We start from the raw sequence: 22,109 nt of genomic DNA, 5'->3' as shown, positions 1-22,109 counted from the left end.
GCCTAGTACGGCAGGCAGGCCGTGGTCAGCTTCAGAGTGATGGGATCCAGCTCGAACTCCTGAAACAGGTCCGCACCGAAAGAGGCGAGCCATTGCGCCTGGGCGTGGTAGGCAAGCTCTTCGCGCGCCGCCGGGCAGGCGAATCTGGCTCTCCCCACGTTCTGCAGGTGGTGCACCATCTCGTGAACCAGGACAGAGAGGTCCGCGACGCTCCGGCCGGTCCAGGCCAGGTTCAGGTAGATCGTCTTTGAGGAGTCGTCATAGACCGCCACCACGTCGCGGTGGCTCATGAGGCCGCTGTTGCCATAGCGAAGTTCCGAAATCTGCTCGGCGGGCAACAGCTCGACCCGGGGATGGTCATGGATTGCCGGCAGGCCGAACCTGGCCGCCAGCCAGTTCACGATGACGGACTGAAGGTCGGCCATGGCAACACCGGACAGCGGTAAAGCGGCGGGCCGCTGCGAGGGAGGGGAGAAGCGGGAAAGAGGCAAAGCGGCCGTGGTGACACCGGCCCGGCCGTGGGGTGTTTGTGGCGGTTGGTGTTGGGATGCCGGCGCGGCGTGCGGCGCGGCAGAGGGCGCGCAGACGGCGCCCGCCAGGAAAAACAAACCGAACAACAAAAGGCCCAGCTTTGGGTGCTGCATCTCGAAACTTCCCTCTTGCGGGTTTCGTTGAGCGCACCTCCCTAAACGCTGCACTTTTTGCAGTGCACAGTTAAGAATTCTTTAACCACGATGGCATTTCAAGAAAAATTTGTGCAGTGCAGTATTCTTCCGCGCGATCGGCGAACAGGATTCTTTTATGCACGGATAGCTGGCCGGCGGGCGGAAAGGCTGCGACCGGTCCCTCCTGCAATGGAGAGGAAACAACAGAAATCAGCACGAAGAACCTGCAGCCGGCGGCCGGCATGGTCCGCCTGAGTCCCAACGGCAAATCTGCGCAGCGCACAAATTAGAGTAGGCCCGCAAATCTGTGATATCATCGCGGATCGTCCATTGCGGCATGGAGGCGAGATGCTATCCGCGATGCTCCACTCGGACGTTAAGAACCTTATCCTTTTTCTGATTGCCCTGCTGGCCGCTCCCGCGAGCCAGGCGGAGCCGCAGTTCCCGGAGAACCCGGTCGCGGTGGTGGAAATCGGCGCGCATGGGGCACCGATCCGGAGCATGTCCACCGACCAGGCGGAACGCTGGATCGTCACGGGATCGGACGACAAATCCATCAGGATCTGGGAAGCGGCAACAGGGCAGCTGATCTCAACCCTGCGCGTGCCGCTTGGCCCGAGAAAGCTCGGCCAGATTTTTTCCGTGGCGATTTCACCGGACGGTCAATGGATCGCCGCGGGCGGCTTGACGGGCACCCTCGGTGACGATCACCGGATTTACATCCTGGACCGCGCGAGCGGCACGCAGATCCATGTGATCGAAGACCTGCCGGACATGGCCATCGACCTGACGATCTCGGCGGACGGCAGCCGCCTGGCGGCGTCGCTCTGGGGCGCGCACGGAGTTCGCCTTTACGAAACGTCCGGCTGGACGGAGATCCGGCGGGACAGCGACTATGGCGACAGTTCCTATTCCATCGACATCGCCAAGGACGGCCGCCTGATCGCGACCTCCGACGACGGCGACCTCCGCCTCTACGACGCGGCGTTGAACCTGGTCCTGCGGAAGCAGGGCGATTCCGGCCGCTATCCCTTCACAGCCCGCTTCTCCCCCGACGGCGAAGAGATCGCCGTCGGTTACGACGATGTGCCGGTCGTTGAAATCCTCTCGGCAGCGGACCTCAGCCACCTGGCCTTCACCGACACTCTGCAGGTGGAAACGTCGAGCCTGTTCAAGGCCGTCTGGTCCCAGGACGGGTCGCGGCTCTGCGCCGCCGGGCGATCGCTGACCGGCGACGAGAACCCGGTAATATGCTGGGACGACGCCGGCCGAGGGCCGATGCAGGTCGTCGATGCGGGCGCCACCGATACCGTGGTCGATCTCACCTTCTTGAAGGGTGGTGACCTGCTGGTCTCGGCCCACGATTCTCTCGTGGCGCGTCTCGACCCGGCGGGACAGGTCGACTGGGCGGTCCGCGGAGAGAAAGCCGACTTCAGAGGCCAGCGGGAAACCGACGGACGCAGCCTGCGCGTCTCCGCGACCGGCGACGTCGTCGAGTTCGGTTTCCTGACCTGGGGCGAGGACCGTGCGGTGCTCGACCTCTCCGCCGGAGAATTTAGCCCCGAAGCGCTGCCCTGGCACAAACTGGCACCGGCCCTCGAGACCGGAATGGACATCGAAAACTGGATCAACACCACCGAGCCGACGCTGAACGACCGCCTGCTGGACCTGGAGCCCTTCGAAACCGCGCGCTCGATTGCCATCGTCCCCGGCCAGCAACGCTTCCTGCTCGGCACCGACTACTCGCTGCGCGCCTTCGACGCCACGGGCCGGCAGATCTGGGGGACCAAGCAGGACACGGTAACCTGGGCCGTCACGGTCGCGCAGGCCCGGCAGGTCGCCGTCGTCGGCATGGGCGACGGCACCCTGCGATGGTTCACGGTGGAAGACGGCCGCGAGCTGCTGCGCGCCTTCGTCCACCCCGACGGACGCTGGGTCGCCTGGATGCCCGAGGGCTTCTTCACGGCCTCCGCCAACGGGTCGAGCCTGCTGCAGTACATCATCAACCGCGGCGCCGACCGCCTGCCCGAAGTGGTCGCGGTCGAGCAACTGGCGGAGCACTATTTCCGGCCGGACCTGATCGCCGCGCGCCTCGCCGGAGACGAGGAAGTGATCGCTGCGGCGGTCGCCGCGCTCGGCCCCGTCGACGACCTGCTCCGGAAGCGGCAGGCGCCGAGAATCACCCTGGTCGGCCCCGAACACGTCGATCACAACCGCATCGACTTCGAGAGCGAAATCCGGATCGAGGGGCCGGATCAGCAAGACCTGGAGCTGGTCTACATCGTCAACGGCGTGCGCATCGCCAGGCCGGGCGCCCGGGCCGCCCGCCGCGACCGCCGCAGCGTGGTGCTGACCCAGCCTCTTACGCTGGATCCAACACTGCCGGGAGAGGTATGCAACCGCATCGAGGTCTATGCCGAAACGGCCGACGGGGCGTTGCGTTCACCCAGCGTCACCCAGACAGTCTGCATCGACGATCCGCGCTACCGCCCCCCGAAGCTCTATGCCCTGGTCATCGGCATCGACGACTATTTCGACAGTTCGCTCGGCCTCATGTGGGCGCGCGACGATGCGGAGCGCGTCGGAAAGATGCTGGAATCCCAAGGCCGCGGGCTCTACCAGCAGATCAAGGTCGTTCCCCTGCTGGATGAAGACGCGACCAAGGCGAAGATCAAGGAGACCTTCGAGACGCTCGCACGCGAGGTGCAGCCGAGCGATGTCTTCGTGCTTTATATAGCGGGGCACGGATTTGCAACCGACGGCCGCTACCATTTCGTGCCGCAGGAAGCGCGCTTCACGAACAGCGACGCGCTGCGCGAGGCGAGCATCGCCGAGGAACAGATCATCGAGTTCCTCGCCGGCATCAACACCACCAAGAGCCTGATCATCCTCGACACCTGCGAATCGGGCGCCTTCTCGCCGGTGGGCACCAGCCAGCTGGCCCTGGCGCAGACGCGCGGCGCAAAGACCAAGTTCGCCATCGACCGGCTGATGCGCCAGTCCGGCCGCGCGGTGCTCGCCGCCTCCAGCGCCCGCCAGGAAGCTCTGGAGGGCTACCAAGGGCACGGCCTCTTCACCTGGGTGCTGCTGAAGGCCGTCGCGGAGTCGGACAAGCGCTTCGGCAACGGCAACGAGCTGGTCGATATCGGCGAGTTGAACAGCTACCTCAGCGAAGAGGTGCCGAAACTCTCCAAGCAGGTCTTCGGGCGGGCCCAGGTGCCGATGGGGACCGTCAGCGGCAAGCTCGAGTTCATCTTTGCGAAGGATGCCGAATAAGCGATGTCCAAGCTGTCCGAGGAAGAAATCGAACAGATCGCCCGGATCGTCGCAGCCGCCACAGAGACCAAAGCCGATGAGGCGCCCGCCAGGAGCGGGCTCGTCAAAGTCGGCGGGTTCTTCCTGACCAACTGGCCGCTTACCGTCCTGCTGCTCTCCGCCGTCAGCTTCTTCGGCGCCATCGCCTACGAGGGCGCCTCTCCCCTCTACTACTTCAAGAAGATCGCCGCCGAGGACCGGAAGGTCTCCGCCGAGCTGCGGATGCACGAGTACCGGGAGGACCTGACGCGGCGGCACCTGGAACTGGGCTACAAACTGCTGGACCAGGGGCTGCAGGACGACGCCCTCGCCGAGTTCAAGGCCGCACAGGTGATCTCCGTGGACAGCATCCCTGCCGCGCTTGCCATCAGGACGGCCGAACTCTTCAAGCAGGACGCCTTCGCGGAATACAGCCCCAGCGTTTTCAAGACGCGCGTAGTCTCCCTCTTCGGCGAAACGGCGGCGGACTCTGATGCTTCCTCCGAGCCCCAAGTCCACGATCCCCATGTTCTGGCCTACCTGGGCGACTTCTATCGCTGGTCCGGCGATTCCTCCGCGGCCACCTCGGCCTACGACGCCGCGCTGGCGGCGCGCCCGACCCTTGCGCACGCGGTCTTGGGCCTGGGTCACATCGCCTACGATGCCGGCGATTTCGCCGGCGCGGAGGCGCGCTACCGGCGCGCCCACGAGCTTTACCCGGAAAACCCGGACTACCTGGCGAACCTCGCCTCGGCGCTGCGGCTCGTCGCCAGGCACGAGGACGCCATCACCTTCTTCCTGGAGGTGGCCAGGCTGGATCCCGACCGCCTCGCGCCCATTGCGGAACTCTGCCTGACGCTGCGCGCCGAAGAGCGCTACGCCGAGAGCTATAACGCCCTGCGCCAGACCAGGGCTTACCTGGCGACGGAGGAGAACAGAAACCGCCTCTTCACCAAGGGCGGCAAGAACGACCCCGGCTGGCTGATCGTGATCGCGGATACGACGGAGACCCTTTCGGCGCGCGAGGAGAAGCTCGCCTTCCTCGATGTATCGGCAGGGCTTTCGGCGGCCCTGCTGGGCCGTAAGCAGGAGGCTCGCGCTTTGATTCAGGACTGGGCCGCCGCGCCGCGCTTCCTACCGCAGGTGTCCAAGCTGATGCAGGCAGAGATCGCCTTTCTGAAGGACCGCTACCCCGCCCGCCGCCAGGATCTGGACGGCTTCCGGGCGATGCTTATCGAGGCAGCTTCCCGGGCCGGCAACACGGACTAGCCTTCCTCGCTCCCCACGAAGTCCTCGCGCTTCAGGCCGTGGCGCTGCAGCTTGTCGTAGAGGGTCTTGCGCGACAGGCCGAGGGCCTCGTAGGTGGCCTTGAGGCTGCCGTTGTGGCGGCGCAGCTCGGCCTCCAGGATCGATTTTTCGACTGCCTCCAGGCGCTCCGGCAGCGGCCCTTCGGCGGGGCCCACCGCCGCCGCGGAGAGGCCGGGCACCACGTCCTCCAGGCCCAGCACGAAGCGGTCGGCGGCATTCCTCAGCTCGCGCACGTTGCCGGGCCAGTCATAGGAGGCGAGCGCCGCCAGCAGCGCGCCGTCGAGCTCCGGGATCTCGCGGCGGTAGCGCGCCCGCGCCTCGCGCGCCAGGTGATGAAACAGCAGCGGAATGTCCTCGCGCCGTTCGCGCAGCGGCGGGATGGTCAGCGAGACCACGTTGAGACGGTAGTAGAGATCCTCGCGGAAGCGGCCTTCGCGGCAGGCCTCGGCCAGGTCGGCCTTGCTGGCCGCCACGAAGCGGATGTCGAGCGGCACCGGGGTGTTGGAGCCCAGGCGCTCGATGCTGCGGGTCTCGATGGCGCGCAGCAGCTTCACCTGCAGATCGGGCGGCATGGACTCGATCTCGTCCAGCAGCACGGTGCCGCCGTCGGCGAACTCCAGCTTGCCGGTGCGCGCCTTCTGGGCGCCGGTGAAGGCGCCGGCGACGTGGCCGAAGAGCTCGCTCTCGATGATGTCGGCGGGCACGGCGCCGCAGTTGATGGCGACGAAGGGGCCCTTGCTGCGGGCGCCGAAGTCGTGCAGGGCGCGGGCCACGACCTCCTTGCCGCTGCCGGTCTCCCCCACCACCAGCACGTCGGCGTCGGTGTCGGCCAGGGCCTTCACCTGGCCGCGCAGCCGCTCCATGGCGGGGCTGCGGCCGACCAGGCGGGCCTCCAGCCCGGCGCGGCTTTCCTCCAGTTCCTGGCGCAGCACGCGGTTCTCCAGCACCAGGCGGCGGGTCTGCAGCGCCCGCGCCACGACGCTGGCCAGGTGCGAGGTGTCGAAGGGCTTCTCGATGAAGTCGTAGGCGCCGGCGCGCATGGCCTCCACCGCCAGGGGCACGTCGCCGTGGCCGGTCACCAGCACCACCGGCAGGGCCGGGTCGATCTCCAGCGCCCGGCGCAGCAGGGCGAGGCCGTCCATGTCGGGCATCTTGATGTCGGTGACCAGCACGCCGTAGAGGGTTCGGCTGAGGCGCGCCTCGGCCTGGCGGGCCGCGGCGAAGCAGGTGGTCTTGTGGCCGCAGAGCTCCAGGCCCTGCTGCACCGCGTGGCGCAGGGGTTCCTCGTCGTCGACGAAGAGGACCTGACCTTCCTCCATGCTCACGCGGAGACCCTCAAAGCCGCGGCCGGCAGCAGCGGCAGGTCGATGATGAAGACCGCCCCGCCTTCGGGATGGTTCTCGGCGCGCAGGGTGCCGTCGAAGTCCTTCATGATGTTGTAGGAGATGGAGAGTCCCAGGCCGAGCCCTTCACCCACTTCCTTGGTGGTGAAGAAGGGATCGAAGATACGCCCGATCTGCCCGGCGGGAATGCCCGGACCATGGTCGCGCAGGGTGATCGTCACCCGCTCGCCCACTTCGGCTACCGTGATCTCCAGCTTCGGCGCCGCCTGCCCCTGCATGGCGTCGAGGGCGTTGGAGACGAGGTTCAGGATCACCGATTGCAGGCGCACGCGCCCCGCCCGCACCGTCAGGCCGCAGTCGGGCTGGTCGAGCGTGACCTCGGCGCCGGCCCGCTCCAGGCGGATGCGCAGGAAATCCAGGGTGTCGTCCAGCACCTCCGCCAGCACCACGGGCCTGAGCTCGCTGCGCGGCTTGCGCGCGAAGGTCATGAGGTGCTTGCTGATCTCCGCCATGCGCGCGGTCAGGTCCTTGATGAGCTTCAGGTTGCCGCAGGCCTCGGCCTCGCGGTTGCGTTCGATGAGCAGCTGGGCGTTGTCGGCGTAGGAGCGGATGGCCGCCAGGGGCTGGTTGAACTCGTGGCTGAGGGCCGCCGACATCTGGCCCAGGGCCGCCAGCTTGCCGGCCTGGATCAGGTCGTCCTGGGCCTGGCGCAGCTCGGCCTCCGCGGCCTGGCGCTCGGCGATCTCGCGCTCCAGCTGGACATTGGCCTCGGTCAGGTCGGCGGTGCGCTCCTCGACCCGGTGTTCCAGTTCCACCGAGGCGCGGCGCTGGTATTCGATGCGCTCGATGAAGCGGCTGCGGCGCTGCAGGATCAGGGTGGCGATCAGCAGGGTGATGGCGCAGGCCAGCGCCGCCACCACCATCGCCGTGACGGTCTGGGATCGCGCCAGCTGGGTGGAGGCCAGGACGTGCAGGGTCCAGCCCGCCTCCGGCATCTCCTCGTCGACCATGATGTACTCGGCCCCGGCCTCCGGCGCCGCCTGGCCGGTGAAGGTGAGCAGTTCGGCCCCGGTGGAGCCGAGCGCGCGGCGTTCCAGTTCCAGCGGGCGCAGGTCCACCGACTCGTAGCGCCGGTTCTCGGCGATGGCCTTCAGCGCCGCGTCGTCGAGGGGCGCCAGGCTGCGGAAGCGCCAGTCCGGCTGGCTGGCGATGAAGATCACGCCGTAGGGGTCGGTGACGATGACGTCTTCCTCGCTGGCGGTCCAGGCGGCCTCGATGTCGTCCAGGCTGACCTTCACCACCACGGCGCCCAGCGCCTCGCCCCCCTCGGCCTTAGGGGCGGAGACCCGCGAGGCGAAGTAGTAGCCGCGCTTGCCGGAGGTGGTGCCGAGCGCGAAGTAGCGCCCCAGGCGGCCCTCCATGGCCTGCTGGAAGTAGGGCCGGTAGCTGAAGTTGTGCCCGACGAAGGGGCGCTCGCTGTCCCAGTTGCTGGCGGCGAAGGTCATGCCCTGGGCGTCCATGAGGTAGGTGTCCTCGGCGCCGGTCAGGTCGTTGATCGTCGCGGTCAGCAGGTTGGCACGCGCCTGGGCTTCCGGGTCCCCGGCCCGGCGGAACAGCGCCACCACGTCGCCGTTGAGGGCCAGCAGGCGCGGCACCGCCTGGTACTTGGCCAGGGCCCCGGAGAGGTTGCTGGCGTAGAGGTCCAGCTTGGCCGCCGCGCGGGCGCGGGTCTGCTCCAGGAACAGGTCCTCGGCCCAGGTCCGCGTCAGCAGGACGACCAGCGCGCAGGCGGCCAGCGCCAGGCCGACCTGCACGGCCGTGCGCAGGTGGCTGCGGCCTGTGGCCGCCTCAGCTCTTGAAGAGGGAGTCGGCACCGCTCAGGTAGCTCTTCTTGGCCGCGATCTTCGCGCGCACGCGTTCGGCCTCTGCTTCCAGCTCGGCCAGGTATTCCTCCAGCTCGTCCACGCCCAGGCTTTCCAGATCCTTCGGCTTGGGCTGCTGCTTGCGCGGCTCCAGGTCATCCACATCCATGGGTCACAGCCTCCCGTTTTCGCAGTCAAATCGGCAGTTCTCCGCCGGTCTTGCCATCAGACCGGCGCGGCTTCGGGGCCGCCCGGCCCCTTTTCATTTTCCCGGCGGCACTATACTAACTCACCTCCAGGAAGGCGATTCTTCCCCCGCACCGCAAGACCTTAAAGCCAAGGAGCCGCCCCCATGAGCCAGAGCCTGCCCGCCACGATGAAGGTGATCGAGATCAGCGAGGCCGGCGGTCCGGAGGTGCTGAAGCCGGCCGAGCGGCCGGTCCCCCAGCCGGGCGAGGGCGAGGTGCTGATCAAGGTGGCCGCGGCCGGCGTCAACCGCCCGGACTGCCTGCAGCGCCAGGGCAGCTATCCGCCGCCGCCGGGCGCCTCCGACATCCCCGGCCTGGAGATCGCCGGCGAGGTGGTCGCCCTGGGCGCCGGTGTGACGGAGCCTAAGATCGGCGACAGGGTCTGCGCCCTGGTGACCGGCGGCGGCTATGCCGAGTACTGCGCGGCCCCGGCGCCCCAGTGCCTGCCGCTCCCCAAGGGTTATTCCCTGGAGCAGGCGGCGGCCCTGCCGGAGACCTTCTTCACCGTCTGGGTCAACGTCTTCGACCGCTCCGCCCTCAAGCCCGGCGAAAGCTTCCTGGTACACGGCGGCACCTCGGGCATCGGCACCACGGCGATCCAGCTGGCCAAGGCCTTCGGCTGCACCGTCTTCGCCACCGCCGGCTCGCCGGAGAAGGTGAAGGCCTGCGAGGACCTGGGCGCCGACCGCGCCATCAACTACCGCGAGGAGGACTTCGTCGAGGTGGTCAAGGAAGCCACCGGCGGCAAGGGTGTCGACGTCATCCTGGACATGGTCGGCGGCAGCTACATCCCCCGCGACATCAAGGCCATGGCCCCGGACGGGCGGCTGAGCTTCATCGCCTTCCTGGGCGGGCCCAAGGCGGAGGTCAACTTCGCCGCCGTCATGATGAAGCGCCTGACCATCACCGGCTCGACCCTGCGCGCGCGCCCTGTGGCGGTGAAGGCGGCCCTGGCCGAAGCCCTGAAGGCGAAGGCCTGGCCCCTGCTGGAGGCCGGAGAGATCGCCCCCGTCATGGCCGCCAGCTTCCCCCTGGCCGAGGCCGCCAAGGCCCACGAGCTGATGGAATCCTCCAGCCACATCGGCAAGATCGTCCTGACGCTGGACTAAAAAAATCGCGGGATTCCGCGCCTCTGCGGCTGGCCGGGGCTCCCACGGGAGAAATTCAGGACAAACAACCGGCCTGAGCTTTATTCCGGCTTGGCTGGGCCCTATATTGGGGGTATTCCCACGTCGGCATGAATAACGTGCCGCCGGCCGGGCGCAGGGGACTGCGCCGGTCGGAAGGAAGGAGGATTATCTGATGTCACTACCGCTCATGCCGAAGGCGACGGCCGTCTGGCTGATCGACAATACCGGCCTGACCTTCGAGCAGGTTGCCGATTTCTGCGGCTTGCATGCCCTGGAAGTGCAGGGCATCGCCGACGGCGAGGTGGCCGTGGGGATCCAGGGCATGGACCCGATCACCAGCGGCGAGTTGACCCGCGAGGAGATCCAGCGCTGCGAGGGCGATCCCTCGGCGCGGCTGGTCATGGCCAAGACCACCCTGCCGCAGCCGTCCAAGCGCACCAAGGGCCCGCGCTACACGCCGGTGGCCAAGCGCCAGGACAAGCCCGACGGCATCGCCTGGCTGGTGCGCCATCACCCGGAGCTGAAGGATTCCCAGATCGCCCGCCTGATCGGCACCACCAAGACCACCATCCAGGCGGTGCGCGAGCGCACCCACTGGAACTCACCGAACATCCGCCCGCGCGATCCGGTACTGCTGGGCCTGTGCAGCCAGGGCGACCTGAACGTGGCGGTGGAGAAGGCCCGCAAGGCGGCCGAGAAGGCCGGCATCACCCTGCCCAAGCCGGAGTACGAGCAGGAAGAGGCCCCCGCGCCCGAGCCCGCCGGCGATCCGGACAACCCCTTCTCGCTGGAGAACTTCGGCCTGCCCAAGAGCGGCGGCTGATATCCAGGGCATTGGAAGTGAAAAACCCCTCCTGCGCGCACCGCAGGAGGGGTTTTTCATTCAGGCAGCGCAGCGCCGCCCGTCAGTTCCCCGGCGTGTAGGTCACCGTGATGGTGTCGGCCGGGCGCTTCCAGCCGGCGACCAGGATATTGGCGAAGCTGAGATCGTCGTCGTCGGAACTGCAGAAGAAGTTGATGTGGATATCGTCGGTGTCGTTGCTCTGCGCGACGATCTGATGCGGGAAGTTACCGCCGGCGAGCGGCGCCTCGCTGTCGCCGTTGCGCCGCGACGGCGTACCCATGATATCGGTCGCCTCGTAGACGCCGGACCCGTCGGTCGGCCCCAGCAGATTGCCGCTGCGGATATAGAAGCGGTCGCCGTCGACTTCCAGGTGATTGATTGAGAAAGCCTCGAAGCCCGTCAGCGGCACGCCCGGCACCGTCGTGCCGAAGATGATGCTGGTGACGACGAACTCGCCCTCGGCGCCGTCGCTGTCGATGACAATCTCCGCCGTCGAGGTGCCCTGCCCGGCGCTGTCGCAAAGGCCGCCGGGGATGACCACCTTGAAGGGCACCACCTGGGCATCGATCTTGTCGTTGATCGCCTGCAAGGCGTTGAGGGCGGCCTGCGCCTGGGCCGGCGCCGCTGCCGTCATCGCCGCCGGCAGCGCGCAGAACAGACCAGCGGCCAGAGCGGCAAAACGAAACTTGGACATTTATCTTCTCTCCCGGATTGATAGACAGGCCCCGGACTGATTCGCCTCAACCGGGCGGCGCGAAGGTGTCAGACCGCGCGGCAATACTCTGTGATGCTTCGCACAATGGCGCCGGCGCTTTGGGAGTAGCAGTGGTCGCCGATGCGCCGCCGCGACTTACTCCGCGCGGCATGAGGAGAGTCGCCCGATGCCCCGCCCCAACCCCCCGAATTGTGCTTGCCGCGCCGAGCGGCGCTCCACATAAGAAAAGTTCTGATCACAACAGGGGGCAAAGCAAATGGCCGACGACAGGGGCGGGACCTCCCTGAAAGACCGGCTGCTGGGTGCGGCGCTCAAGGTCGTCGCCGCGGTGCCGCCGCTGCACCGCCTGGTGAACAAGCGTCTCATCAACTCCTACGCCTACGCCGCCGGCTTTCGCCCGCGCGCCTTCTCCATGGCCGCGGACTACACGACCTGGCGCGGGCTGACCGACCGGCGCTATTCCGGCCGCCACCTGCCCGCGGCGCCTGCCTACAACGCCGCCCTGCCGCCGGCCGAAGAGGTGCTGAAGCTGTTCAAGAAAACGGGCGACCTGCGCGCCCGCGACACCAGCCTGCTGTTTCCCTTCTTCGCGCAGTGGTTCACCGACAGCTTCCTGCGCACCAAGTGGAAGAAGCCGGACGAACAGGACTTCGCCGAGAACGAGAGCAATCACGAGATCGACCTCTGCCAGATCTACGGCATCAGCGAAGTTCAGACCGGCATGCTGCGCGCCTTCGAAGGCGGCCGTCTGAAGTCCCAGACGATCAATGGCGAAGTCTTTCCCGCACCGCTCTTCGAGGAACGCAACGGCGCAGTCGTGCTGCGCCCTGAGTTCGAGAGGCTCTACAGCGAAGAGAACTTCGACCGCGTCTTCGCCAACGCCGACGACGCCCACAAGAAGAACAGCTTCGCCGTCGGCCTGGAGCACGGCAACTCCACGCTCGGCAACACGCTGATGAACACGCTTTTCCTGCGCGAGCACAACCGCATCGCCGGGGAGCTGCAGAAGGCGCATCCGGACTGGGACGACGAGCGCCTGTTCCAGACCGCGCGCAACATCTGCATCGTGATCCTGCTGAAGATCGTCATCGGCGACTACATCGTCCACATCGCGCCGGCGGACTTCCCGCTGATGGTGGTTCCCGGCATGGCGGAGAAGGAGCGCTGGTACCGCACCAACTGGATTGCCGTTGAGTTCGCCCTGCTCTACCGCTGGCACGACCTCATTCCCTCGACGGTCATCTTCAACGGCGAGACGCGGGATTCCAGCGCCCTGCGCCACGGCAACGGCTGGTTGCTGCAGGTCGGCGTCGACCAGGCCTGCCGCGAGGCCTCCCGGCAGCTGGCCGGCAAGATCGGCCTGGGCAACACGCCGGACTTCCTGATGAAGGTGAAGGAGAGCAGCCTGGCCATGGCGCGGCGCTGCGCGCTGGCGCCCTACAACGCCTACCGCGAACACTACGGCAAGGAGCCGATCAGGAGCTTCGAGGAACTGACCCGCGACCCGGCCCTGGCGGCGAAGCTGAAAGAGGTCTACGGCGACATCGACAAGCTGGAGTGGTTCGTCGGCATCTTCGCCGAGGGTTACGACGACAAGGAGATGATGGGCGAGCTGCTGAAGACCATGGTCGCCAACGACGCCTTCACCCAGGCCCTCACCAACCCGCTGCTCGCCGAACGGGTCTACAACGCCGAGACCTTCTCACCGGAAGGCCTCGAGATCATCGAGAACACCAACAGCCTGGCCGACCTCATCCAGCGCAATACCGGCGTGACGGACAAGGCCGAAGTCGGCTTCCAGATCCGCTGAGCCGGCGCCCTGACTGGCACTTGGTCATTTCCTGCTTAATTGACCAAGGGGCTCAAGTCCCGACTGTAGACAGGCAGGCCCGAGTTTGCCAGGACCGACACTTTTGGCCCCGCGATCTCCAGCTTCTTGAAGTTCGGAACAAAAACAACCTCGTCAGGAACGGTTTTCATTATCTGGTCTTCCAGAACTAGTATGTCCTTTCGATAGACGCGCAGCCAAAGCTGAAAGCTGTCCATCGTCAAACTACAGTCAAAGGACAACGTGAGGCCCAGTCCACGCGGGCATTTTCTCTTCCAAATCCACTCGTTCCGGTATCCGCCGGCCCGAAACTCGTCGATCGCTTCGTGGAACGCCACAAGGGGAATCTCATACTGACCGCACACCTTGTCGAGGCCAAGCCGAAGCAAATCGATGAAGTAGTCGCTCGGCTGCTCATCATCGAGCTTTCCGAAGTCGGCGGTGGAGAACGGCACATCAACCGTGAGCACTTTGCTCGTGTTGACGAAGCAAACCGCGCCAGGACTGCTCTTGCCGATCACACAGATCCTGCCGAAGGGGGCTTTGAAATTTTCCCGAGCAACCCGCTTACCGACAAAATGACACAGGCAACGCGTCCGGTCGCGAAATTGACCAAGGCGAGGGTGCCCGTTGAACTCCACTAAGTCGGGGTAGAGGTGGATATCGCGAAGAATCATGCCGGCGTAGCTCCCCTACTCAAGCCAGCGCCTTCACCCGCGTCCACAGATCGGCGTCGACAGTGAAGCCGCGGTGGCGGGCGTGGTGCAGGGCTTCGCCCTTGGCGAGGCCGGGCAGGTGCACGCCCTCGTCGGCTTGCACCGCCTCGAACCAGTCGTGCAGGCGTGCATGGAAGCCGGATTGCGGTGAGACCGCGAGGATGAAGAGCCCCGCGCCCGGCGAGCGGTTGCCCTTGTTGTAGGCCGGCGCGTCCTTCGACCAGTTGGCGCCGGTAAGCCCCGCGGCCAGCATCTCGACCATGAGGGCGATGTTGGCGCCGCGCGCGCCGCCGAAAGGCAAGAGACTGCCGGCCAGGGCCGCGCGGGCGTCGGTGGTGGGGTGGCCGGCGGGGTCGAGCCCCCAACCCTCCGGGATCTCCCGGCCCGCTTCGGCATACTCGCGGAGCTTGGCCAGGGAGGCGGAGGACGACGACTGGTCGATGACCAGCGCCGGGAGCGCCTCGCCGTTCGGCCCGCCGGGTCCGGTCGGCACGGCGAAGGCGATGGGGTTGGTGCAGAAGACCGGCGTCCTGCCGCCGGAGGCCGCCATGACCGCCGGGCCGGCGTTGGCCGCGGCCAGGGCGGCGAGACCGTGCTCCTCGGCCAGCTTGCGCGCGAAATAGCCGAGCGCGCCGCAGGGATAGCCGTTGCTGAGCGCCAGCAGGGCGAGACCTTGTTTGCGAGCGCCTTCGGCCAGGCGCGGCAGGGCGCGCTCGAAGCCCAGGTGCGGCAGGCCCTCGGCGGCGTCGACGCGGGTCACCACCTCGGTGACCGCCTCGATGACCGGCTCGGCCTCGCCCTTGGCACGTCCGGCGGCCAGCGCGTCGCCGTAGGTGAAGAGGTGCTTCAACCCCACACCACGATTGCCCTCGGCCTCGGCCGTCACCACCGCGCGGGCGGTCGCCGCCGCCTGCTCCGGCGAGGCCCCGGCGGCCTTCAGCGCCGCCACCGCGGCGGCCAGCGCCTCGTTGAAGCTGACGGTGATCTCGGCCATCCGGCCCTCCCCCCCGGTGGCCGGAACTATTCCTTCACGGGCACGGTGTAGTTCAGCGGCAGGCGGCCGCCGTCGGCGTAGATCGTCTGCCCGGTGACGTAGCTGGAATCCGAAGAGGCCAGGAAGACGGCGACGTTGCCCATCTCCTCCGGCTCGCCCAGACGCCCCATGGGGGTGCGCGACATGAGCCTGTTCCAGGCCGCCGGATCGTTGTTCACCGCGCGCACCATCTCGGTGTTGATGGAGCCGGGGCCGACGGCGTTCACGCGGATGCCCTTGTCGGCCAGGGCCAGCGCCATGACGTGGGTGAGCTGGTTCACCCCGCCCTTGGCGACGCAGTAGGGCGTGATGGTCGGGATCGCCATCACGGCGTTGACGGAGGACATGTTGACGATGGTCCCGCTGGTGCCGTCCGCACGGGGGCCCTGCTGCACCATCTGCCGCGCCGCCGCCTGGCCGCAGAGGAAGACGCCCTTCAGGTTCACGCGGATCACCGCGTCGAAATCCTCCTCCGTGAAATCCAGGAAGTCGGCGCCCTTCACGATGCCGGCATTGGCGACCAGGCAGTCGATGCGCCCGAAGGCCTTCACGGCTTCGGCGATCAGCGCCTCGACCTGGGCCTTGTCGCCGACGTCACAGGCGACGAAGACGGCCTCGGCGCCCTCGCCCTTCAGGCTCTCCAGGGCCGCCTTGCCCTTCTCCGCGTCGATGTCGGAGAGCACCACCTTGGCGCCCTCGGCGGCGAAGCGCCGGGCGCAGCCATAACCGATCCCCGCCGCCGCGCCGGTGATCACGACGACCTGGTCCTTCACGCGCATAATTCTGGTCCCCTTAGAAGCTATCTTGAATGAGACGCCCTTGCATCCGAATGGACGTCTCGACTGCCATTGTTGCCAAGCAGGATCACCGGCAATACCTCGGAAAATGAGCCGCGGGCAACGAAGTCAGGCCGAACCTGCTCAGCAGCTAGTTTTAGGCTTTTTTCCCGCCTTACATCTTCTGTAGTCCAATGCGAGATCCGCACCAACTTATTGTACTCTTTCGGGTCATGTTTGGCGCCATAAGCTGCCCAAATCGCAAACACTCCCGCCTGTTTCGCCATCAACATATCCCGCGCCATGCTATCGCCGACATACGCTGAAGACGATGGCCGCACACCTTCTCTACTACAAATTTCCAGGAGCACATCTACGTTTGGCTTTGTCTGATGCTTAGACAGCTCAACAACTCGGTTCATTGGAAAATCTTCGAGGAATTTGTCATCAGTCCCCACTCCAAGGTGTTGCGAGATACTCCTCTCGCGACAATAAATCCTTGAAAAGGAGTTCGTCAGCCCGAGCAGCCTGAACCGGCTCACAATCGCGTATAGCTTGCTCTCGGTGTGCGCCACAACCCTCACGCCCGAGCGGTTTAGTTGATCAAGTGCCTCGGGAATACCTGGATGCAGTTTGAGAGTCTTTTTTCTTGTAGAATTATAAGCGTGGAAAGCAGGGTCTAGGAGCCGAGCGACCTCATCCATTGACTTGCCTGTAAACCTCTCGCGAACAATAGACGTTTCTAGCAAGGAGAATGGATGTTCAGAATCGTGGTGCCGCTGATGGACCGCTTTTAGATCGTCTAGTAACGCATCTCTATCGCAGCCAATTATCTCTACAGCCTTGTCGACCATTGCGTAGAAGGACGGGACGAAAAACCCAACCCAATCGTACAGCGTGTTGTCCAAGTCACAGACAAGGAGCTTCTTAGCGACTTGGCTCATCTGAGTTTGCACCATTCATTTCTGTGTCGCTCATTTGTTCGGCGTTTGAGACGTTATCGAAGCCCGTTATCACCATCATCGGCGACCAGTTTGTCACAACGAATAAGCCGATCGTGACAGCGAACAGCGCACCAATGGTAACTCGATAGAAGCTTCGAATTTTAGACTCGGCTGTCGTCTCTCGTTTGCCTGAGTATTGATACTTTCCGTCTACAAGCTCCTTCTTAGCATCGCTGAACCGGTTGTAATGGGAGATCGCTTGAGTCATGCCCTTCTCAAGATCGAATATTTCCTTCATATAGACTTGCTCGAAGTCTTCGCCGAATGTCACGGCTCCTCTCAGCATCTTATGATAGACGTTGAGGTCAAATATGCTCACCGCCCATAGCGCCAGAGCAGATGCAAAAACTATCAGAGCCGAGACATGGACTTGGAACTCAAGGTTGTCCCAAGGAACCGGTAGCGCGAAATCGTTTCCGCGACTGAGCAAAACGATGCCGACACCCAAAGCCGCCGCAACAAACGTAAGCCCCAGTTGTCGAGACTTCACTGCCATCTCATTGAAGTGCATTTGCGTATCAACAGCTTTCTGCCAGATTTGGACATACAACCTTCGTTCTTCATCTGATGTCCCAATCTCATATGAAGCAACTGCCAAGGATTCATTCTCGATACTGGCCATTTAGTCACCTCACTCTCCTAGCTCTCGACGCTTAAGCAAATAGCGTCTCCACCAGAAGTAGAAGTTCTTATAGCCAGTGTGTCAACTTGCCTTCGGGTAGCCGATGCTGGCGAGGGTCTCCTTGATCTCGTCCAGGATGGCCGGGTCGTCGATGGTGGCGGGCACCTTGACCTCGGCGCCGTCGGCGATCTGGCGCATGGTGGCGCGCAGGATCTTGCCGGAGCGGGTCTTGGGCAGGCGCTTGACCACGGCGGCGGACTTGAAGGCGGCCACCGGGCCGATGCGGTCGCGCACCATCTGCACCACTTCCTTGGTCACCTCGTTGGAGGAGTCGGCGCCGGCCTTCAGCACCAGGAAACCGACCGGCAGCTGGCCCTTCAGCTGGTCGGCGACGCCGATGACGGCGCACTCGGCCACGTCCGGGTGGGCGGCCAGGACTTCCTCCATGGCGCCGGTCGAGAGCCGGTGGCCGGCGACGTTGATGATGTCGTCGGTGCGCGCCATGACGTGGACGTAGCCGTCCTCGTCGATGATGCCGGCGTCCCCCGTCTCGTAGTAGCCGGGGAAGTTCTTCAGGTAGGCGTTGTGGTAGCGCTCCTTGGCGTTCCACAGCGTCGGGAAGCAGCCCGGCGGCATCGGCAGCTTGCCGGCCAGGGCGCCGATGGTCCCGGCCGGGACCTCCTTGCCGTCGGCGTCCAGCACCCGCAGGTCCCAGCCCGGCACGGGGCGCGTCGGCGAGCCCGGTTTGACGGGAAGATACTCGATGCCCATGCAGTTGGCGGCGATGGACCAGCCGGTCTCGGTCTGCCACCAGTGGTCGATGACCGGCACCTGCAGCTTCTCCAGCGCCCACTCCAGGGTGTCGGGGTCGCAGCGCTCGCCCGCCAGGTAGAGCACGCGGAACTGCGAGAGGTCGTACCTGGCCAGGTGCTCGGCCTCCGGGTCCTGCTGGCGGATGGCGCGGAAGGCCGTGGGCGCGGTGAAGAGGCTGACCACCTTGTGCTGCTCGATGACCCGCCAGAAGGCGCCCGGGTCCGGGGTGCCGACCGGCTTGCCCTCGTAGATCACCGTGGTCGCGCCGTGTAGCAGCGGGGCGTAGCAGATGTAGGAGTGGCCGACCACCCAGCCGACGTCGGAGGCCGCCCAGTACACCTCGCCCGGATCGATGTTGTAGATGTTCTTCATCGACCACTTGAGCGCCACCGCGTGGCCGCCGTTGTCGCGCACGATGCCCTTGGGCTGGCCCGTGGTGCCGGAGGTGTAGAGGATGTAGAGCGGGTCGGTGGCGGCCACCGGCACGCAGTCGTGCGGTTCGGCAGCATCCACGGCCTCGTTCCAGTCGTGGTCGCGCCCGGCGGTCATCTCCGCCTGCTCCTGCGGGCGCTGCAGCAGGAGGCAGAACTCCGGCTTGTGGATCGCCATCTGGATGGCGGCGTCCAGCAGCGGCTTGTAGGGGATGACGCGGTTCACCTCGATGCCGCAGGAGGCGGAGAGGATGGCCTTGGGCCGTGCGTCGTCGATGCGGGTCGCCAGCTCGTTGGCCGCGAAGCCGCCGAAGACGACGGAGTGAATGGCCCCAAGCCTTGCGCAGGCCAGCATGGCGATGAGCGCCTCGGGCACCATGGGCATGTAGATGATGACCCGGTCGCCCTTCTCGACCCCGCGCGCGGCCAGGGCCCCGGCGCACTTGGCCACGGCGTCCTGGAGCTGCCTGTAGGTCAGGTGGCTGACGGTGTCGGTGACCGGGCTGTCGTAGATGATGGCCGCCTGGTCGCCGCGCCCGTCCTTCACGTGGCGGTCGACGGCATTGTAGCAGGTGTTCAGGGTGCCGCCGGCAAACCAGCGGTAGTAGGGCGGGTCCGAGTCGTCCAGGACCTTGTCCCACTTCTCGATCCAGTGGATCTCCTCCGCCGCCTGGCCCCAGAACCCCTCAGGATCCGCCTTGGCGGCCTGATAGACCTCATCGAAACGCCCCATGGTCACGTCACTCCCTCTATGCGCTCAGCCGTAAAGCCGCCCTCCGCCCTCATCCTGAGGAGCCTTGCGCAGCAAGGCGTCTCGAAGGATATGCCGGAGGCTCGGCCCCAGATAGCACCTCTGTGCGGGCGGCTGCCCGCCGCGGAAATCCGCGGCCCACCCGTCGTTGGATCCGAGAATAGTCCCGGAATCCCGCGAAAAAAAGCCTATCGGAGAGTGGGGTGGGGGGCTGTGATTTAGGTCAAGCGGGATGGAGAACTGAGCACTGAACTCTGCCACGTTCTAGCTCTATGACTTTAAAACTTCTATCTCTGTCAGCCAATCCAACCATACAGGCTCTAGTCCAGGATTCTGTCGCCATGAGGTCTCGGAGACTTGCCCTGACAAGTACTGCTGGGTCCGATGAGCGAGTTCACGCAACTGGGGCACACTGACCCATCGATAGCTTTTAGTTTCTATGGAACTCGGACTCACTCTACCAATCGCCTCACCTCTGTAGACTTTCCAATAGTGCCAATTACCAGACACTCTTCTGCATGGATTGTCTTTCCTTCCCTCAACAATAAGCGAAAGCCGCCTCAAACTGAGACCTACTTCTTCCCGGAGTTCAGCAATCGCTGCGTCCATATAGGAACCATGACCGTCAACATGGCCAGCCGGCGGCGCCATACCATATGGTGGCCTCTTCCGCTCAATAAGGAGCAACTTGTCATTTCTCCAGACAAGGATACCGACGCTAGTGTGATCACATTCTTTCAATTGACTCGCCCAGCAAGAGTCGTTGTCGCACACCGACAGGATAGACTACCAGCAAGACTTAAGGGCAGATATGATCAGGCCAACAGCGCCGAAGGCTCCGACTAAAGCAAATATCGCCTTGTTGATCTGGCTAAACGAGCAGAGCGAACGATATTCTTTTTCGTCATCAGATATTTCAATGAGCTTGATCCCCGACTTCCCAAGTTGCTGAGCCAATTCCGCCTGATCATCCTTGAGATATGCCTCTGAGATCTTCACCAAAGCACGGTTGCGTCTATCGAGGCGATAAAAGAGAAAAGTAGAAACCAGGAGGACTAATGCCAAAATCCCTGAAACTAAGTGCTCCTTCGCCAACAACGATGACACATAGCCTGCGGATATGAAGGCTATAACGAGCAGGAAGAAGCGAAATACAGCCAAACGCTGACCAGCATGGTACTCAAACCACTTCCACGCCAGATCCCGTGCCACCACTTGATAATCAGTTGAAGTATCCACCATCGGATGCTCCTCCCCCTTATCCGTCCAAAACAGATCGCCTAGCATTCGCTTGAGCGCCTGCGTGAAATCATCGTTTCCCTGCGCCTATCCAACTCTTCCATCAATTGAGTGAGCACCTTCTTTCTGTTTTCTGGGTCGTTCAAGTTCGGCTGGCCTTCAAAAACCTGACTCGGCGTCAACTCAATACCTATGTTTGGTGCTGTCAGTTCGTTGTCACACGCGGGGTCGCGAATAACGAAGAGCTGCTTACCAGTCTCGCGCGCTCGCATTGCCTCATGGTAAGTACCCGTACTCCACTTCCATGGCTCCTCACCCCAGGCTTTTGTGTTGTATGTTGGCCGGTAGACGACCACACAATCTGATTGATCAATTAATCGAAAGTCGCGTCCCTCCACTTGTCGAGCTAACTCGCTCTTCGCACCTCGGGACATAGGACCAGCCACCTCAACGAGTTCATCCTTGCTCATCTCATGTTTGCTACGGTCCTCTCCACACAACGTCTGTAGCCCCGGTATTGGCCATTGATCGGACTCAGTGAGTTCCACTTTCGCGGCAGCACTCTGTTGATGCCGTCTTAGCAAATCTCGAAGAGGCAGTTCGTCGATCGTCAAGGGATCAAAAACGCAATAAGAGCTGTGGAGTGTGTTCCGAAAGTCATCTATTTCGGCCATCGCTCTACTCCGCTCTGAAGAATCCTCCAGGCGACGTGGAGATCCTATCGGAAAGGAGGCATAGATCCGTGGAACTTCAGGTTCAAAGAGATATCGCGCTAGCATCTTCGGAGGATGGCGAATGGGAATAACAGGGCTTCGTTCAAATTGAAAACTTGGTTGATCGCCATGCGTGTACTCTGCTGGAACAACCAGCTTCGCCGCCAAGTCGGTCATCATCACTTCGATGTCGCGCCAGCTTAAGAGCTCACGAAGCCGGAAATGATGATGCTTGATTCTACTTTGAACGGCTTGGATATCGTCGATCAGATTTATGCAATAATGTGGCTTGTACACACCATGGATGTACCTCATGAATGAATCTTCCAGGCAGGTCTCTTCATCAAAATCGCCGGTATCCTTTGGGACCCTCCACGACATTGGTGAGAAGACATGGCTATGCCAATGAAAGGTCAGATGAAGAGAAAAAAAGGTGTAGTCAGGCGCTGGATTGGCCTTTTGCCATGCGCTAAGAGCCTTTCCGACAGCTTTGCGCCAAATCTCTTGTTGTGCAGCTAATGAAAAGGTCATGAACAAGCCCATGTCGTCGATGTAGTCCTCGACACAGTAATGGGCAGCAGTTCGGTTCGGCAGTTCAGTACCCAGAAACTTGCAGAATCGGTCTAAGACACCGCGCTTGTATAGCCCGGTATGTCCAGTAACCAATACACGAACCTTGTCCGGCAAAGTCATGCCGACCTCACAAAAATGGCCGCGCTCTAGCGCGGCCAATGCATCGGCGGAACATTGGGCCACGCTAAAGGTGGCCATCCT

At 64.0% G+C, this 22,109-nt stretch carries 19 protein-coding genes; 5 read left to right on the top strand and 14 right to left on the bottom strand.

Annotation, left to right across the window (positions count from 1 at the left end; translation table 11 throughout):
- Positions 1-2: 2 nt before the first annotated feature.
- Positions 3-425, bottom strand: a complete 423-nt coding sequence (locus H7X47_RS06935; protein WP_193367909.1) for a DUF6647 family protein — start codon at positions 423-425, stop codon at positions 3-5.
- Positions 426-1,013: 588 nt separating this feature from the next.
- Between H7X47_RS06935 and H7X47_RS06930 the strand changes: the two genes are divergently transcribed.
- The gene (locus tag H7X47_RS06930) at positions 1,014-3,941 is read left to right on the top strand and encodes a caspase family protein (RefSeq protein WP_193367908.1); all 2,928 of its coding nucleotides are present in this window, start codon (positions 1,014-1,016) and stop codon (positions 3,939-3,941) included.
- A gap of 3 nt (positions 3,942-3,944) precedes the next feature.
- Positions 3,945-5,228 carry a tetratricopeptide repeat protein gene (locus tag H7X47_RS06925; protein ID WP_193367907.1) on the top strand — a complete coding sequence of 428 codons (1,284 nt, stop codon included), beginning with the start codon at positions 3,945-3,947 and terminating at the stop codon, positions 5,226-5,228.
- Here the strand turns inward: H7X47_RS06925 and H7X47_RS06920 are convergent.
- The 3 genes from H7X47_RS06920 to H7X47_RS06910 are packed head-to-tail and all read right to left on the bottom strand — an operon-like array spanning position 5,225 to position 8,641.
- Positions 5,225-6,586 (bottom strand): sigma-54-dependent transcriptional regulator, encoded by a 1,362-nt coding sequence (locus tag H7X47_RS06920; RefSeq protein ID WP_193368018.1) that lies wholly within the window; start codon positions 6,584-6,586, stop codon positions 5,225-5,227. The genes H7X47_RS06925 and H7X47_RS06920 overlap by 4 nt on opposite strands.
- A gap of 2 nt (positions 6,587-6,588) precedes the next feature.
- Positions 6,589-8,484 (bottom strand): sensor histidine kinase, encoded by a 1,896-nt coding sequence (locus H7X47_RS06915; protein ID WP_319633549.1) that lies wholly within the window; start codon positions 8,482-8,484, stop codon positions 6,589-6,591.
- The gene (locus H7X47_RS06910) at positions 8,459-8,641 is read right to left on the bottom strand and encodes a DUF1192 family protein (protein ID WP_193367906.1); all 183 of its coding nucleotides are present in this window, start codon (positions 8,639-8,641) and stop codon (positions 8,459-8,461) included. Before H7X47_RS06910 ends, H7X47_RS06915 begins: the two co-directional genes overlap by 26 nt.
- Positions 8,642-8,824: 183 nt before the next feature.
- Between H7X47_RS06910 and H7X47_RS06905 the strand changes: the two genes are divergently transcribed.
- Entirely contained in the window at positions 8,825-9,829 is a 1,005-nt protein-coding gene (locus H7X47_RS06905) for an NAD(P)H-quinone oxidoreductase (protein WP_193367905.1), read from the top strand.
- 193 nt (positions 9,830-10,022) lie between these two features.
- Positions 10,023-10,673 (top strand): DUF1013 domain-containing protein, encoded by a 651-nt coding sequence (locus H7X47_RS06900; protein WP_193367904.1) that lies wholly within the window; start codon positions 10,023-10,025, stop codon positions 10,671-10,673.
- 82 nt (positions 10,674-10,755) lie between these two features.
- Here the strand turns inward: H7X47_RS06900 and H7X47_RS06895 are convergent, their stop codons facing one another.
- Entirely contained in the window at positions 10,756-11,388 is a 633-nt protein-coding gene (locus H7X47_RS06895; RefSeq protein WP_193367903.1) for a hypothetical protein, read from the bottom strand.
- Between the two features lie 277 nt (positions 11,389-11,665).
- On the opposite strand from H7X47_RS06895, the gene H7X47_RS06890 reads away from it, so the two are divergent.
- Complete coding sequence (locus tag H7X47_RS06890) at positions 11,666-13,219, top strand: peroxidase family protein (RefSeq protein WP_193367902.1); 1,554 nt, start codon at positions 11,666-11,668, stop codon at positions 13,217-13,219.
- A gap of 35 nt (positions 13,220-13,254) precedes the next feature.
- On the opposite strand, the gene H7X47_RS06885 is transcribed toward H7X47_RS06890, so the two are convergent.
- The 9 genes from H7X47_RS06885 to H7X47_RS06845 form a co-directional block, all read right to left on the bottom strand.
- The gene (locus H7X47_RS06885) at positions 13,255-13,914 is read right to left on the bottom strand and encodes a hypothetical protein (RefSeq protein ID WP_193367901.1); all 660 of its coding nucleotides are present in this window, start codon (positions 13,912-13,914) and stop codon (positions 13,255-13,257) included.
- 19 nt (positions 13,915-13,933) lie between these two features.
- Positions 13,934-14,947 carry an Ldh family oxidoreductase gene (locus H7X47_RS06880; RefSeq protein WP_193367900.1) on the bottom strand — a complete coding sequence of 338 codons (1,014 nt, stop codon included), beginning with the start codon at positions 14,945-14,947 and terminating at the stop codon, positions 13,934-13,936.
- Positions 14,948-14,973: 26 nt separating this feature from the next.
- Positions 14,974-15,765 (bottom strand): SDR family NAD(P)-dependent oxidoreductase, encoded by a 792-nt coding sequence (locus H7X47_RS06875; protein WP_193367899.1) that lies wholly within the window; start codon positions 15,763-15,765, stop codon positions 14,974-14,976.
- 20 nt (positions 15,766-15,785) lie between these two features.
- Entirely contained in the window at positions 15,786-16,706 is a 921-nt protein-coding gene (locus H7X47_RS06870; RefSeq protein ID WP_367575726.1) for an HAD family hydrolase, read from the bottom strand.
- Complete coding sequence (locus H7X47_RS06865) at positions 16,690-17,388, bottom strand: hypothetical protein (protein ID WP_193367897.1); 699 nt, start codon at positions 17,386-17,388, stop codon at positions 16,690-16,692. The genes H7X47_RS06870 and H7X47_RS06865 overlap by 17 nt, the downstream gene beginning before the upstream one ends.
- A gap of 81 nt (positions 17,389-17,469) precedes the next feature.
- The gene (locus tag H7X47_RS06860) at positions 17,470-19,365 is read right to left on the bottom strand and encodes a propionyl-CoA synthetase (protein ID WP_193367896.1); all 1,896 of its coding nucleotides are present in this window, start codon (positions 19,363-19,365) and stop codon (positions 17,470-17,472) included.
- 288 nt (positions 19,366-19,653) lie between these two features.
- Complete coding sequence (locus H7X47_RS26490) at positions 19,654-20,157, bottom strand: NUDIX hydrolase (protein WP_367575725.1); 504 nt, start codon at positions 20,155-20,157, stop codon at positions 19,654-19,656.
- Between the two features lie 12 nt (positions 20,158-20,169).
- Positions 20,170-20,670, bottom strand: coding sequence for a hypothetical protein (locus H7X47_RS06850; RefSeq protein WP_193367894.1), 501 nt, complete (start codon positions 20,668-20,670; stop codon positions 20,170-20,172).
- Positions 20,664-22,106 carry a hypothetical protein gene (locus H7X47_RS06845; RefSeq protein ID WP_193367893.1) on the bottom strand — a complete coding sequence of 481 codons (1,443 nt, stop codon included), beginning with the start codon at positions 22,104-22,106 and terminating at the stop codon, positions 20,664-20,666. The genes H7X47_RS06850 and H7X47_RS06845 overlap by 7 nt, the downstream gene beginning before the upstream one ends.
- Positions 22,107-22,109: the final 3 nt, after the last annotated feature.

This window comes from Pelagibius marinus (genome assembly GCF_014925385.1).
Lineage (GTDB): Bacteria > Pseudomonadota > Alphaproteobacteria > Kiloniellales > Kiloniellaceae > Pelagibius > Pelagibius marinus.
This window is presented reverse-complemented; position numbering and strand designations above follow the sequence as displayed.